Source organism: Vannielia sp. SX4, assembly GCF_052828525.1.
Map to the genome: position 1 here is coordinate 1173992 of NZ_CM128247.1, position 13426 is coordinate 1187417.

Consider the following 13426-nt stretch of genomic DNA (forward strand, 5'->3'; position numbering starts at 1 on the left):
GTCGCGCAGAACAGGGAGGACACCAGCATGAAACTGAACCGACGGAAATTCCTCGGCACCGCTGCCGCAGGCACCGCCGCGCTCTCCGCGCCCATGGTCCGGGCGGCCTCGCATGGCATGCCCCGCGTCGTGGTGATCGGCGGCGGGGCAGGGGGCGCCACCGCCGCCCGTTACATCGCGAAAGACAGCGAAGGCGCCATCGATGTGACCCTCATCGAACCGACCCGCACCTATTACACCTGCTTCTTCTCCAACCTCTACATCGGCGGTTTCCGCGACCTCGCCAGCATTGCCCACAGCTACGGCACGCTGGCCTCGGAGTATGGCATCAACGTCGTCCACGACTGGGCCACCGGCGTCGACCGGGATGCTAAAACCGTCGCCCTCGCCGGCGGCGGCTCGGTGCCCTACGACAAGCTGGTGATCTCCCCCGGCATCGATTTCATCGATGGCTCGGTCCCCGGTTGGTCCCTGCTGAGCCAGAACAAGATGCCCCACGCCTACAAGGCTGGTTCCCAGTCGGAGCTGCTGAAGGCCCAGATCGACGCCATGCCCGAGGGCGGCACCTACTGCATGGTCGCCCCGCCCAACCCCTACCGCTGCCCGCCCGGCCCCTACGAGCGCATCTCGATGGTGGCCCACGTGCTGAAGGAGCGGAACCCGACCGCCAAGATCCTCATCGTCGACCCCAAGGAGAAGTTCTCCAAGCAGGGTCTCTTCGAGGAAGGCTGGCAAAACCACTACACCGGCATGGTCGAGCGCATCGGCCCCGATTTCGGCGGCGACAAGGTCGAGGTGAACCCCGACGAGATGACCGTCAGCATCGACGGCTCGGTCGAAAAGGTCGATGTCTGCAACGTCATCCCGGCCCAGAAGGCCGGCCTCATCGCCGAGGCCGCCGGGCTGACCGATGGCAACTGGGCCCCGGTGAACCCCACCGACATGAGCTCGAAGATGGATGCTGACATCCACGTGCTGGGCGATGCCTCCGCGCAGGGCGATATGCCCAAATCCGGCTTCTCCGCCAACAGCCAGGCCAAGGTGGCCGCCAACGCCATCCGCGGCGCGCTCACCGGCAGCCGGGTCTTCCCGGCAAAGTTCTCCAACACCTGCTGGTCGCTCATCGCCACCGACGACGGCGTGAAGGTCGGGGCCAACTACGAGCCCACAGAGGAAAAGATCGCATCCACCGACAGCTTCATTAGCCAGACCGGCGAAGATGCTGCCCTCCGCAAGGCCACATTCGAAGAGAGCATCGGCTGGTACTCCGGCATCACCGCCGACATGTTCGGCTAAGCCACCCCGGCGGGGCGTTTGACACATGTCATGGCGCCCCGCTGCCCTATCTCCATTCTGAAGGCACACCCACGGAGGAGACCCGCCATGAAACACCTCACCCTCGCCGCCGCCCTGATCCTCGCCGCCCCCGCGCTGGCACAGGATGCCGTGCTGCACGACTTCGAGGGCAGCTTCGATGATGCAACCTTCGCGGTCGAATCCGCCATCGTCGGCCAAGGCCTCGTGATCGACTACACCAGCCACGTTGGCGACATGCTCAACCGCACCGGCGAGGATGTCGGCTCCGATGTGAAGATCTTCGACGCCGCCGATATCTTCATCTTCTGCTCCGCCGTCGTCTCCCGTCAGGTGATGGAGGCGGACCCGATGAACATCCAGCACTGCCCCTATGGCATCTTCGTCACCGAGAAAGAGGGCAAGGTGCAGATCGGCCACCGTGACTACCCCGATGGCCCTATGGACGCCGTCGAAGACCTGCTCGAAGGCATCGTCGCCGATGCCATCGGCGGCTGAACTGCGCGCCCGCTTGATCCCGGTCAAAGCCCTCCGCGCGGTGGCCTGATACCCCGGTCAAAACCGGAGGCATTGCCCGATGATCTGGCTCTTCGACACCCTCGGTGAGGCCCCTGCCATCGCCCTGCTCGGGCTGGCCGTAGGCCTCCTCTTCGGCGCGGCGGCGCAGCGCTCGGCCTTCTGCCTGCGCGCCGCCACCATCGAGGTCGCAACCCTGCGCCCCGGCCCAAAGCTGGCCACATGGCTGATCGTCTTCACCACCGCGCTCGCGCTGGTGCAGGGCGGCATCGCGCTCGGCTGGCTCGATTTGTCGGATGCCCGCCAGTTCGCCCAACCCGGCTCGATCTCGGGCGCGCTGATCGGCGGGGCCATGTTCGGCTCCGGCATGATCCTCGCCCGCGGCTGCGCCTCCCGCCTGCTGGTGCTCTCGGCCACCGGCAACCTGCGCGCCCTCATCACCGGCCTCGTGCTCACCCTCGTGGCCCAGGCCTCGCTCACCGGCATCCTCGGCCCGGCACGCCTCTGGCTCTTCTCCCTCTGGCAAGTCCAGCCCGGCCCGGCCCGCGACCTCGGCACCCTCGCGGGCCTCACGCCGGCCGCCACCGCCACCCTCTCGCTTGCCGCTCTCGCTGCTGCGCTGATCTGGGCGCGCGCCGCCGCCCGCAAAAGCCTTAGGCAGATCCTCGCCTCCGCCCTCGTCGGAGTGGCCGTCGCGGGGGGCTGGTTCGTCACGTACCACGCCAGCGAGATCGCCTTCGAGCCGGTGTCCGTCAGTTCCATCAGCTTCACCGGCCCCGCGACCGACACGCTCATGGGCCTCGTCGGCACCCCCTCCCTGCCACTCTCCTTCGGCCTCGGCCTCGTGCCCGGTGTCTTCCTCGGCTCCTTCGCCGCAGCCCTCGCCGCCCGCGAGTTCAAGATCCAGCGATTCCAGCCCGACACCCCGATGGAGCGCTACCTGATCGGCGGGGCTCTCATGGGCTTCGGCGCCATGCTCGCAGGTGGTTGCGCGGTCGGCGCGGGCGTCTCCGGCGGCTCCGCCCTCAGCTCCACCGCATGGCTCGCCCTCACCGCCATGTGGCTCTCCGCCATGGCCACCCACCGCCTACTGAAGCGAGCGCCGTCACCCGCCATCGTCTAAAATTCAGATCAAATCCAATCCGCCCCCAAATGGCACACCCCACCCCCAATTACCTTCTCCAATTCGATTAAAATTGCCCCCACCAACAGCCTAAGCACCCGCCCCGCCCCATTTTCTTGCTCCAAATATCTCCGGGGGGTGTGGGGGGCTGGCCCCCCACCCCTACATCGCCACCCAGCGATACCCCTCGCCATCCTTCTCCACCCGGCCCATCCCGCCCGGCAGATGGAACCCGACGATCCCCAGGCCATCGGCCACGATCCGGTCCATCAGCGCCACCCGCGTCGCCGCGCCCACCTCCGGGTTTTGGTCGGAGTTCACCTCCCACCCGGGCCGCGCAAAGGCCACGTGGTGGTTGCCGATCGCATCGCCCACCACCATCACCGCCTCGCCACCGGACCGCACCTCGAACCCCATGTGCCCCGGCGTGTGCCCCACGCAGGCCACCGCCGCGACGCCGGGCAGCACCTCGTCGCCGTCGTCGAAAAATTCCACCCGGTCCTCGATCGCCTCCATCCGCCGCTTGGCCCCCACCGCAAAGGCCTGCCGCTCCGCGCCGATGGTGTCGACCGTCTCCGGGTTCCACCAATAGTCCCACTCGCCCCGGCCCATCGCGTAGCGGGCATCCGGGAAGAGCGGCTCGTCGAAATCGTCCAGCAGCCCCCAGATGTGATCCGGGTGCGCATGGGTGAAGATCACATCGGTCACGTCCTCCGGTGCCACCCCGGCGGCCTCCAGATTTTCCGCCAGCTCTCCGGCGGACGGCATGAAGTCCGGGCCCGCGCCCACGTCGAACAGCACCACCCGGTCGTCCATCCGCAGCAGCGTCACGTTGCAGGGCGGCTCCAGCGCCTCGGTCGACACGCCGAGCGGTGCCACGATCTCTGCCACCTCCGCCTCCGGCAGCCCCGCGAAGGTGAAGGAGCCGGGCAGCATCAGGTTGCCGTCGCTCACCACCGTCAGCCGGGCCTCGCCGAGTATCATCTCCGCCATGGCGTGCCTTGGCAGCAGGCCACCCGCCGCCACGCCCGCCGCTGCTCCGGCCACAAAACTCCGCCGCGTGATCCGCATCTCATTCTCCCATATCCATTTATCTGAATATGACTCGCCCCCGCCGCCCCGGCAATGAAAGATGGACGCGCCCGCCCCGCAAGCTACCCTCCGCCCATGCGCCGCGCCCTCCGCCTCACCGCCCTCCTCCTGCTGGTCCTGCCGCTTCTGGCTTGCGCCCTCCACGTCGCCCATTCCGGCTCCGTCCCGGTGCCGCCACGCCCCGAGGGCACCCTCCGCGTCGCCAGCTACAACGTCCATTACATCGTGCTGAACCGCGACGAGGGCGATTGGTCCGTGGCCGACTGGAACCGTCGAAAGGCCCCCATGGCCGAGGCCCTGCGCGCCATCGACGCCGACATCATCGCCTTTCAGGAAATGGAGAGCTTCAGCCACGGCGACGATGGCTCAACCAACCTCGCCCACGATTACCTCCTCGCCGAACTCCCCGCCTACCGCGCCGCCGCCGCCGGCCCCTGGCGCACGTTTCCGGCCACCCAACCCATCTTCTACCGCGCCTCCCGCCTGACCCCGGTCGATGAAGGCTGGTTCTTCTTCTCCGACACACCCGACGTGATCTATTCCCGCACCTTCAACGGCTCATGGCCCGCCTTCGCCTCATGGGCCGAATTCGCCACCCCCGAAGGCCAGCGCCTGCGCGTCGTCAATGTCCACTTCGAGTACAAGAGCCGCTCAAATCGCCGCCTCTCCGCCGCCTTGGTCCGAGACCGCCTCGCCCCCGTCATCGCCGCCGGAACGCCCGTCATCCTGCTCGGCGACCTCAACGCCATGCACGGCGCCCACACCCTCCGCACGTTGGAGGAGGCCGGTCTCACCTTCGCCCCCACCCGCGGCGCGACCTACCACCTGAACGCCGGCATCAACCTGCTCGGCGCCATCGACCACATCGCCGCCTCCCGCGGCATTACGGTCAGCAAGCCTCTGGTCCTGCGTGAGAAATTCATGGGCGAATGGCCGTCCGACCATTACCCCGTCTACGCCGACATCAAGTTGAAATAGCGCGCCACTCCAACGGAGGACCCGGCCGCCCACGGCGGCCAGCGCCCGTCCCGCCCCCCCCCACGGGGCGGGCGCTTCAGTGAAGTTTCCCTGAACGGCGCCGGAGCGCGCGACGAAGAGCGCAACGCTTGCGGAGAGGCGCCCTGCGCGGGACGGGCGCTGGCCTCAGCTACCCCCGATACCGCGCCACGAAATTCCGCAAAATCTTCTCCGGCTCGGTCACCTGTGCCGCCCGGCACATCGCGATCAGCCCATCCGCCTCCTCCGGCGCAAAGTAGCCCTTGTTCCGATACACCCTGATCCGGGTCTCGAACCCCGCCGAATCTGCCTCGGGGTGGAATTGCGTAGCATAAACATTCTCGCCGTAGCGCACCATCTGGTTGGGGCAGGGGGCGCTCTCCACCAGCCGCACGCAACCCTCCGGCAGCACCTCCATCGCCTCCTTGTGGCCGACGAAAGCATCGAATGCCCCGGCCACGCCCTCCAGCAAAGGATCGTCCTTCACCACCCGGCAGGCACTCGTCCCCACCGCTTCGCCGTAGCGCCCCTTGGCCACAACGCCCCCCAGCGCCTTGCCCAGAATCCCGATCCCGTAGCAGCAGCCCAAAAACGGAAAGTCCCGCGCCGCCACCTCAGGCATCAACCCCAGCACGGCCGCCTCGATGCGGGCCTCCACCGGGCTCTTTTCTTCCGGCGCATCGCTCACGCAGCCCGGCCCGCCGCCGACGATCACGCCCGCGTAATCCTCCAGCCGCACATCGCCCAACTCTTCACAGTCAAGCCGCACCCGGCGCACCTCGCCCTCCGCCAGCCCACCCTTGGTGAGAATGGCAGCAAACTCGTCGTCGCTGGCCTCGGTCTCGGGCCTCAGTTGCAACACAAGGAACGGCTTCACCGCGGCGCCCCGCCTTCAAATGCATTCGGCGCATCGTAGCGGCACGGGCCGTCCTGCATCTCCAGATGCAAGCCTTCGCCCTCCCACGGATGCGCCCGCGCCAACTCCTCATCCACCTCGATCCCCAGCCCCGGCCCCTCGGGCGGGATCACATGGCCCTCTTCCACCCGGATCGCCCCCTTCACCAAGTCGCGGTGAAACGCCGTCTCGATGCACTCCACCATCAGCAAATTCGGGATCGCCACTCCCAAAGCGATGTTGGCGGCAAACTCCACCGGCCCGGCATAGAGATGCGGCGCCACCGTCACGTTATACACCTCGGCCATCGCCGCGACCTTCCGCGCCTCGGCGATCCCGCCCACGCGCCCCAGGGCCGGTTGCAGAATCTGCGCCGCACCCGCTCGCAGCACCGGGGCAAACTCCGCCTTGGTCGTGAGCCGCTCTCCCGTGGCCACTGGCACCGGCTGGCCGCTGGCCACCTTGGCCATCGCGCCCACGTTGTCCGGCGGCACCGGCTCCTCGAACCAGAGCGGCCCGGTATGCGCAATCGCCCGCCCCATCCTGAGCGCGCCAGACACGCTGAATTGCCCGTGGGTGCCAAAGAGCAGGTCCGCCCGGTCGCACACCGCCGCCCGGATCTGCTCGCAAAACGCCACTGACCGGCTGATATCGCTCATCGAAGGCTCATGCCCGCCGCGCACCGTGTAGGGGCCCGCCGGGTCAAACTTCACCGCCGTCCAGCCTTCCTCGACCCGCTTGAGCGCCACCTCGGCGGCCATCTCCGGGCTGTTCCAGAACTCCGGCAGCGGCATCCCCTCCTCGGGATACAGATAGGTGTAAGCCCTCAGCCGGTCATTTGTCCGCCCGCCGATCATCGCCCAAACCGGCCGCTCGCGGGCCTTGCCGAGGATATCCCAACACGCCATCTCCAGCCCGCTGAACGCGCCCATCACCGTCAGATCGGGCCGCTGGGTAAACCCCGCCGAATAGGCCCGCCGGAACATCAACTCGATGTTCTCCGGGCTCTCCCCCTCCATGTGCCGCGCGAACACATCCGCGATCACGCCGCGCATCGCCTCCGGCCCCACCGAGGCAGCATAGACTTCGCCCCAGCCCACGATCCCGCAGGCCGTGGTGAGCTTCACCAGAATCCAGTAGCGCCCGCCCCAGCCGGGTGCAGGGGGCGAGGTGACGATGATATCGAGGTCGGCGAGTTTCATGGCGCTACCCTATGCGGCAGCCCGAAGAATTTTAACGAAAATTCGTCGACCCCAAAAAATCTTCGTGAAGATTTTTTCACCCATCAGCACGGTCAGAAAACAATCACGTTCCGCCGCGCGCCACCGCCCCGCGTATCCGCAATCGCCTCGTTGATCTGCTCCAGCGTCCACGTGCCGCTGACCAACTCATCCAGCTTCAGCCGCCCCTGCCGGTACAGGTCCACCATCCACGGAATGTCCCGCTTCAGCACCACCTCTCCCAGCAGCGACCCTTCGATCTTCTGGCCCATCGCCGCCACCATCACTGGCTCCCAGGGCGCCGTCTCGCCAAGGTGGGGCATGCCCACCGCAAACACCCGCCCCCGGCTGCCCGCGTAGTTCAGCGCCGTGGCGTAAACCGGCGTCGCCCCCACGGTCACAAACACCGCATCCGCCCCCTTGGGCGCGATCTCTCGCAGCTTGCCCCAGGGCGCGTCTTCGCTGGCCAAGATCCCGTCCGTTGCGCCAAACTCGCGGGCCGCGTCCAGCTTCTCCGCGCTCATGTCCACCGCCACGATCCGCGCCGCCCCGGCGATCCGGGCGCCCTGCACCGCGTTCAGCCCCACGCCGCCCGCGCCGATCACCACCACCGTCTCGCCGGGCCGCACCTTCGCGGTGTTCACCACCGCGCCGACCCCGGTGATCACCCCGCAGGCCAGCAGGCAGGCCGATTTGGCCGGGATGTCCTCGGGCAGGGGGGCCAACTGGCTCTGGTCCACCACCACCCGCTCGGCAAAGGCCCCGGTCGAGAGGCCGTGGTTCACTACCGCCTCCCCCTGCCGGATCGGGCTGCCCGCCTGCCGGTCGTACCCCGTTTCGCAATACACCGGCGCACCGCCCGCGCAGCAGCCGCATTGCCCACAGGCCCGCAGCATTGTCACCAGCACCCGGTCGCCTTCCGCCAGCCCGCGCACGCCCGGCCCGGCCCTGGCCACCCGTCCCACGGCCTCGTGGCCATAAACCGCCGGCAGGCCGCCGCCCCATGCGCCCTCGGCAAAGTGGATGTCCGAATGGCAGATCGCGACCGCCTCCAGCACCACCTCCACCTCGCCCTCGCGCGGAGCGATCAGCTCGACCTCCTCGATCGCCAGCGGCGTGCCGAAGGCCCGCGCCACGGCGGCCCTGACGCGGCTCATGCTGCGGCCCTATTCAAAAACCGGATATGCATGGAATGTGCATCGGATGTGCATAAGATGTGCATTGGGCGTGTTTCCAGTTTTCCTGAAGAAATCTTCGTTTTCCGAAGGCATTCAAACATTATTGAATAGCGTCCCCGCCAAGCCGCAGATGCGCCATGATCTGCCCGTGGTCCGAGGCCAGTTTGTTGTAGGGCGCTTCGGGGTGCGAACCATCGGTCAGGTGGTCGTTGAACACGCTGAAATACTCCATGCTCCCGATGGCCCCGCCGAAGTCGGGATGGAAGTGGCGGGAGAGCAGTATCTGGTCGATGCTCTCATAAACCCCGCCAAAGGCCGCCGTATAGACCATGTCGCGCAAGCTTTTGCGGACAAACAGTTTTTCGGCGGAGTGGAGGCGCATGGAGTCGACGCTTTCGGTGATCTGCGCCGCCTCTTCCACGCTGTAACGGTCGCCCTGATGTTCCGCATCATGCCGCCGCATCCACGCGTAATTCTTGAACGGCGCCTCCCCGGTGATGATCTCGCTGCTGACGGCATGTTCCCCATCGTTGAGATCGCCCATCACGATAACCGGGTTGCCCTTTTTCAGCTCCGCCACCACCTCCCGCCGCAGTACCCAAGCCTCCGCCATCCGCCGCAAGGCAGACCGCAGCGAACCCATTGAGCGCCCCACAGCGTCATAGTCCAACAGGTTGGCTTCCTTGGGAAATTCTGCGCCTGACGGTGTAATGAACTCGCCCAGCTTGCTCTTCAGGTGGCAGTTGAACACCGTCACCACATGCTCCCCCACGGGCACTTTCACCTTCAAAATCGGCCGCGAGGTCCGCTTCAGGGTAAAGCTCCCGGCCCCCTCTCCGCCAAGGTCTCGGAGCGGAATTTCCAGCGGCTTATCAAGCACCTGGATCACCACCGGCGCGCCCACAAACCCGTTGCGCGACAGCACAGCAACCCCCGGCCGCCGCTCCCCCGGGCCGCCGTCCTGCGCATTGGGCGCAAAGGCCAGCGCGGCGTCGCCATAGGGCTCGTAGGCCAGCTTCCGAAAGATCGCCTTGCGGTGATAAGGCTTACCCTTGTCCGGTACCGAAACCGCGTTGGAGGCCTCGCCCATCCGGTCGGCCTGCGCCACCACGGCCCGCAGCGCCTCCTCCTCGAAAATCTCTTGAAATCCAATCAGATCGGCATTCAGTGAGGCGACCTGATCGGCCAGCCAATTGGCCTTCCAGGCGTATTCCTCCGGCGTGTACTTCTCGAAGCGGTAGTACTCTTTCTCCGCCCCGATCAGGTTTTTCACGTTGAAGCTCGCCACCGTCCAATCGGTCATGCCGCATCTCCGTAAGTGCTTATGGCGTCGGCAAAAACGCCCGGGTCCACATTGCCGCCGCTGACCACAACCACAACATCCTCGCCCTCGATGTCACCGCCATGAAACAGCGCCGCCGCCAGCGCCACCGCGCCGCCGGGTTCCACCACGATCTTCAGCCGCATGAAGGCCAGCGCCATGGCCCGCAGGGCCTCTTCGTCAGTCACTGTCATGCCCGGCCCGCAGAGGCGGTGCATGATCGGAAAGGTCAGTTCCCCCGGTTGCGGGGTGACGATCGCATCGCAGATCGAGCCGCTAAGCGTTTCGTTTCGCTGGATAACCCCGGCCGAAAGCGACCGCGCCACATCGTCAAACCGCTCGGGCTCCGCCGTGCGCACCCGAAAGCTCGGTGCGGCCTCTTCCAGCGCCAGCGCGATGCCCGAAGTCAGACCGCCACCGCCGCAACACACGATCACATCGCCGCCGTCCACGCCCACCTCCGCCGTCTGGCGGGCGATTTCTAGCCCTGTGGTCCCTTGCCCGGCAATCACCAGTGGCTCGTCATAGGGCCGGATCAGTGTCAGCCCACGCTCTTCGGCCAGCCTCGCGCCAATCTCCTCGCGGCTCTCGTTGGCGCGGTCGTAATGCACCACTTCTGCGCCGTAAGCCCTTGTATTCGCGACCTTGATCGCGGGCGCATCGGCAGGCATCACGATCACCGCCTCGCGCCCGTGCGCCTGTGCAGCCGCGGCTATGCCCTGCGCGTGGTTGCCCGAGGAGTAGGCAAGCACGCCGCCCGGGCCCTCCATTGCCGACACCGCCGACCAGCCGCCGCGAAACTTGAAGCTGCCGGTCACCTGAAGGCTCTCCGCCTTCACCCAGACCCGGCGGCCCGCGATCTCGTCAAGGAAGGGGGAGTTCAGCAGCGGGGTGACCCGCGCATGGCCTTCCAGCCGACCGGCGGCGGCCTCTATCATCTCGAAATTCAACGCATTTTCTCCAGCCACCGGTCCAGCGCCTTCAGCGCCTCCGGTTCGTCGAGGAAGGGGATATGTGCCCGACCGGGCACCTCGGCATAGATCATCTCGGGGATCATCTCGCGCATTTTCCGGGCGGCCTCCGGCGTCAGCAGGTCGGAGTTTTCGCCCCGGATCAGCGCCAGCGGCAGGCCTTTCAGCTTTTCGAACAGCGGCCAAGCCTCGCGGATATCACCCTCGAATGCCGCCAGAAACGCCTGGCGAAGGGCCGGGTCGTAATTGATTTTTAACCCTTCTGGGGTCTCATCATAGTGTTTCCGCGCCTCCTCGAGCCAACGCTCGGGCGGCACACCATCAAAACCCGACATCGCGCCGGGCAGGGCGGCCGCAAGGTCGGCGTGGGTCTTGGCCGCCGGGTTGCGGCCTACGTAGTCAAAAATGCGCTCCAGCCCATCCCGGCTGAGCGCCGGGCCCACATCGTTGAGGCAAAGGCCCATCACCTTGTCGCGCTGCATGGCCGCCAGCCCCATGCCGATCAGCCCGCCGCGCGACGTGCCGAGGATGGCAACCTGGCCCAGGCCGAGGTGCTCCAGCAGCTCCAGCTGGTCCCGCGCCTCGACCGGCACCGTATAGGTCTCCGCGCCCGACCAGCCGGAGCCGCCGCGCCCGCGATAGTCGGGGCAGATCATGCGGCAACCGGTGAGATGCGGCGCGACGTAGTCGAAGTCGCTGGCATTGCGGGTCAGGCCGGCAAGGCAAAGCAGCGGAAGGCCTTCGCCCTCGTCGCGGTAGTGAATGCGGGTGCCGTCGGAGGCGGTGAAGCTGGGCATCAGAGCCTCCCTGCGAGGTCGGGGATGGGGGTAAGGTCGGTGAGTTCATGGGCCGGGCGCCACGGCAGGCGATCCATCGGCAGGCCCGCACGGTTGACCCATGCGGTCTGAAAGCCGTAGCCCGCAGCGGCGGCGGCGTCCCAGCCGTTGGAGGAGACGAAGAGCACTTCGGCAGGCTCCACCTTCAGCGTGGTTCCTACCAGATCGTAAACGCGGCGGTCGGGCTTGAAGACCCCCACGTCTTCAACCGAGATCACCGCGTCCAGAACCCCGCCAACCCCGGCAGAGGTGACAGCGCCCACGAGCATCTCGGGCGAGCCGTTGGAAAGGATCGCGGTGGCGAATCCGCCCGCCTTCAATTCGGTAAGCATCTCAGGCACTTCCGCATAGGCCGATAGCTCGAAGTAAAGCGCCATCAACCGCTCGCGCAGCTCCGGATCGGCCAGCTTTTGCTCGGCCAGGGCATAATCCAGCGCCTCACCGGTGACCTGCCAGAAATCGCAATGCGCCCCGGTGATCGCCCGCAACCAGCTATAGCCCAACTGCTTCTGCCGCCATGTCTCCGCCAGTGCCTGCCAGCACCCCGCCAGCGCCTCCCGGCCCGGCTCGGATGCGGCCTCGCGAGCGGCCGCGGAGACATCGAAGAGCGTGCCGTAAGCGTCGAAAACACAGGCCTTGATTGTCATGGAGCCTCCCTTTCCCGCGGCAGACTGGCACAGCCCCGTCCGGGGCGGAAGGCCTTGTGGTAGGCTAGGGAGGGATTCGCGCGGACCACAGAGGAGAGGCAGATGTCACTCAATCACGGAAAGGTCTGGTGGAGTGAGTTGATGACCCATGACGCGGCAGCGGCACGGGCGTTTTACCAGCAAACCTGCGGCTGGCGCTTCGAGACTGTGCGCATGTCGGAGGGCGACTATCACGTCGCCCACGTGCATGGCGCCGCGGTGGCCGGGATCATGGATTTGCCGGGCAGCATGGCAGGGGTCCCACCGCATTGGTTCACCTATCTGGCACTCGATGACGTGGATGCCAGTGTGGCTGCGATCGGCGATCTGGGCGGAGAGGTCGTGCGCCCGCCTTTCGATGTGCCGGAGGCGGGCCGCATTGCCATCGTCAAGGACCCGTCCGGCGCAACGGTGGGGCTGATGACCCCGGTCGAGGCCCGCATCGGCGCGGTGAAGGGCGAGCCGGATGGTGACCCGCCGCTAGAGGACGTACCGCTCTAGCAGCGCCCACCCGCCCCAGAAATGCGCCGCCGTGGTAAAGAGATAGGCCGCAGCGGCCAACCCGCCCTGCGCCTTGGTCATCGGCCGCTGATACCGCGCTTCGTCCTGCCCGGTGAACAGCGATTGGGAGGAGAGCAAGGCGAAGAAAAAGAGCATGGTCGATTGTAGCCAAAGCGCCGTGGCGGCGAAGGCCGCGCTCATCCCCATCGCCACCACCCGGCCCAGCGGGGGCCAGAAGGTTTGCGCGAGAATCTTCACGCAGCGCCCACCGTCCAGCGGCCAGAAGGGCAGCAAGTTGAAGAAGTTCAGCGCGCCGGTGACGATAGCAAAGACCCATGCCGCATGGGCGATTTCGGGTGCCCGCCACGTGAAATACTCCGAGACGGCAAAGCCCAGAACCATCGGCGCGATGCAGATGCCCGGCCCCATCAGCGTGATGAAAAAGCTCTCTGCCTGCGTGTCGGGCAGCCGGTTTGAGATCGCCACACCGCCCATCAGGGGCACGAGTCGGAATCGGGCATCACTGTGGCCCGCCACGCGATAGGCCGCGACATGGCCAAACTCATGGACGACGACCGAGAGCGTCAGCGCGATGCCATAGAGCGGCCCGAGGAACCATGCGGCGAGGCCAAAGGCAGCAAGGCCCAGCATCAGCCCCTGCGTGTCGAGGCTGTGCACCACCAGCCCGCGCGGGGCAACAAGGCCTCCGCGCAGCGAGAACACGGTGAAGGCGCAGAGCGCGAGGGCGAAAAAGAGCAACGTCATGCGGCAGGCATG

General features: G+C 66.7%; 14 protein-coding genes. 5 read left to right on the forward strand and 9 right to left on the reverse strand.

Annotated elements, in window-relative coordinates; all coding sequences use genetic code 11:
* Window positions 1-27 precede the first annotated feature (27 nt).
* The 3 genes from ACUXVX_RS05905 (at window position 28) to ACUXVX_RS05915 (ending at window position 2953) form a co-directional block, all read left to right on the forward strand.
* A complete protein-coding gene (locus ACUXVX_RS05905) occupies window positions 28-1296 on the forward strand; it encodes an FCSD flavin-binding domain-containing protein (protein ID WP_446310778.1) in 1269 nt (422 codons plus the stop codon).
* Window positions 1297-1383: 87 nt separating this feature from the next.
* Window positions 1384-1812 carry a DUF302 domain-containing protein gene (locus ACUXVX_RS05910; protein ID WP_446310779.1) on the forward strand — a complete coding sequence of 143 codons (429 nt, stop codon included), beginning with the start codon at window positions 1384-1386 and terminating at the stop codon, window positions 1810-1812.
* 79 nt (window positions 1813-1891) lie between these two features.
* Complete coding sequence (locus ACUXVX_RS05915; protein WP_446310780.1) at window positions 1892-2953, forward strand: YeeE/YedE family protein; 1062 nt, start codon at window positions 1892-1894, stop codon at window positions 2951-2953.
* A 162-nt stretch (window positions 2954-3115) separates the two neighbouring features.
* Here ACUXVX_RS05915 and ACUXVX_RS05920 read toward each other — a convergent pair whose 3' ends face one another.
* Window positions 3116-4024 (reverse strand): MBL fold metallo-hydrolase, encoded by a 909-nt coding sequence (locus tag ACUXVX_RS05920; protein ID WP_446310781.1) that lies wholly within the window; start codon window positions 4022-4024, stop codon window positions 3116-3118.
* Window positions 4025-4120: 96 nt separating this feature from the next.
* Between ACUXVX_RS05920 and ACUXVX_RS05925 the strand changes: the two genes are divergently transcribed.
* Window positions 4121-5023, forward strand: a complete 903-nt coding sequence (locus ACUXVX_RS05925) for an endonuclease/exonuclease/phosphatase family protein (RefSeq protein WP_446310782.1) — start codon at window positions 4121-4123, stop codon at window positions 5021-5023.
* 169 nt (window positions 5024-5192) lie between these two features.
* On the opposite strand, the gene ACUXVX_RS05930 is transcribed toward ACUXVX_RS05925, so the two are convergent.
* From ACUXVX_RS05930 to ACUXVX_RS05960, 7 genes are all read right to left on the reverse strand, one after another.
* Window positions 5193-5918, reverse strand: coding sequence for a glutamine amidotransferase (locus ACUXVX_RS05930; RefSeq protein ID WP_446310783.1), 726 nt, complete (start codon window positions 5916-5918; stop codon window positions 5193-5195).
* Complete coding sequence (locus ACUXVX_RS05935; RefSeq protein ID WP_446310784.1) at window positions 5915-7138, reverse strand: mandelate racemase/muconate lactonizing enzyme family protein; 1224 nt, start codon at window positions 7136-7138, stop codon at window positions 5915-5917. The genes ACUXVX_RS05930 and ACUXVX_RS05935 overlap by 4 nt, the downstream gene beginning before the upstream one ends.
* 92 nt (window positions 7139-7230) lie before the next feature.
* The gene (locus ACUXVX_RS05940) at window positions 7231-8313 is read right to left on the reverse strand and encodes a zinc-binding dehydrogenase (protein ID WP_446310785.1); all 1083 of its coding nucleotides are present in this window, start codon (window positions 8311-8313) and stop codon (window positions 7231-7233) included.
* A 121-nt stretch (window positions 8314-8434) separates the two neighbouring features.
* On the reverse strand, window positions 8435-9637 hold the full coding sequence (locus tag ACUXVX_RS05945) for an endonuclease/exonuclease/phosphatase family protein (RefSeq protein WP_446310786.1): 1203 nt from the start codon (window positions 9635-9637) through the stop codon (window positions 8435-8437).
* Window positions 9634-10593 (reverse strand): threonine ammonia-lyase, encoded by a 960-nt coding sequence (locus ACUXVX_RS05950; RefSeq protein ID WP_446311511.1) that lies wholly within the window; start codon window positions 10591-10593, stop codon window positions 9634-9636. The genes ACUXVX_RS05945 and ACUXVX_RS05950 overlap by 4 nt, the downstream gene beginning before the upstream one ends.
* A gap of 8 nt (window positions 10594-10601) precedes the next feature.
* On the reverse strand, window positions 10602-11423 hold the full coding sequence (locus tag ACUXVX_RS05955) for an alpha/beta fold hydrolase (protein ID WP_446310787.1): 822 nt from the start codon (window positions 11421-11423) through the stop codon (window positions 10602-10604).
* A complete protein-coding gene (locus ACUXVX_RS05960) occupies window positions 11423-12109 on the reverse strand; it encodes a haloacid dehalogenase type II (protein ID WP_446310788.1) in 687 nt (228 codons plus the stop codon). The genes ACUXVX_RS05955 and ACUXVX_RS05960 overlap by 1 nt, the downstream gene beginning before the upstream one ends.
* 102 nt (window positions 12110-12211) lie before the next feature.
* Here ACUXVX_RS05960 and ACUXVX_RS05965 point away from each other — a divergent pair, with 102 nt between their 5' ends.
* Window positions 12212-12649, forward strand: a complete 438-nt coding sequence (locus ACUXVX_RS05965) for a VOC family protein (RefSeq protein WP_446310789.1) — start codon at window positions 12212-12214, stop codon at window positions 12647-12649.
* Here ACUXVX_RS05965 and ACUXVX_RS05970 read toward each other — a convergent pair.
* The gene (locus ACUXVX_RS05970; protein WP_446310790.1) at window positions 12629-13414 is read right to left on the reverse strand and encodes a metalloprotease; all 786 of its coding nucleotides are present in this window, start codon (window positions 13412-13414) and stop codon (window positions 12629-12631) included. The two genes, ACUXVX_RS05965 and ACUXVX_RS05970, sit on opposite strands and share 21 nt — an antisense overlap.
* Window positions 13415-13426: the final 12 nt, after the last annotated feature.

What these genes read in the sequence shown, in the direction of transcription:
- ACUXVX_RS05905 (WP_446310778.1), top strand. Translation starts at nt 28, where the DNA reads ATGAAACTGAACCGACGGAAATTCCTCGGCACCGCTGCCGCAGGCACC.
- ACUXVX_RS05970 (WP_446310790.1), bottom strand. Translation starts at nt 13,414, where the DNA reads ATGACGTTGCTCTTTTTCGCCCTCGCGCTCTGCGCCTTCACCGTGTTC.
- ACUXVX_RS05955 (WP_446310787.1), bottom strand. Translation starts at nt 11,423, where the DNA reads ATGCCCAGCTTCACCGCCTCCGACGGCACCCGCATTCACTACCGCGAC.
- ACUXVX_RS05945 (WP_446310786.1), bottom strand. Translation starts at nt 9,637, where the DNA reads ATGACCGATTGGACGGTGGCGAGCTTCAACGTGAAAAACCTGATCGGG.
- ACUXVX_RS05950 (WP_446311511.1), bottom strand. Translation starts at nt 10,593, where the DNA reads ATGATAGAGGCCGCCGCCGGTCGGCTGGAAGGCCATGCGCGGGTCACC.
- ACUXVX_RS05935 (WP_446310784.1), bottom strand. Translation starts at nt 7,138, where the DNA reads ATGAAACTCGCCGACCTCGATATCATCGTCACCTCGCCCCCTGCACCC.
- ACUXVX_RS05915 (WP_446310780.1), top strand. Translation starts at nt 1,892, where the DNA reads ATGATCTGGCTCTTCGACACCCTCGGTGAGGCCCCTGCCATCGCCCTG.
- ACUXVX_RS05965 (WP_446310789.1), top strand. Translation starts at nt 12,212, where the DNA reads ATGTCACTCAATCACGGAAAGGTCTGGTGGAGTGAGTTGATGACCCAT.
- ACUXVX_RS05920 (WP_446310781.1), bottom strand. Translation starts at nt 4,024, where the DNA reads ATGCGGATCACGCGGCGGAGTTTTGTGGCCGGAGCAGCGGCGGGCGTG.
- ACUXVX_RS05960 (WP_446310788.1), bottom strand. Translation starts at nt 12,109, where the DNA reads ATGACAATCAAGGCCTGTGTTTTCGACGCTTACGGCACGCTCTTCGAT.
- ACUXVX_RS05940 (WP_446310785.1), bottom strand. Translation starts at nt 8,313, where the DNA reads ATGAGCCGCGTCAGGGCCGCCGTGGCGCGGGCCTTCGGCACGCCGCTG.
- ACUXVX_RS05910 (WP_446310779.1), top strand. Translation starts at nt 1,384, where the DNA reads ATGAAACACCTCACCCTCGCCGCCGCCCTGATCCTCGCCGCCCCCGCG.
- ACUXVX_RS05925 (WP_446310782.1), top strand. Translation starts at nt 4,121, where the DNA reads ATGCGCCGCGCCCTCCGCCTCACCGCCCTCCTCCTGCTGGTCCTGCCG.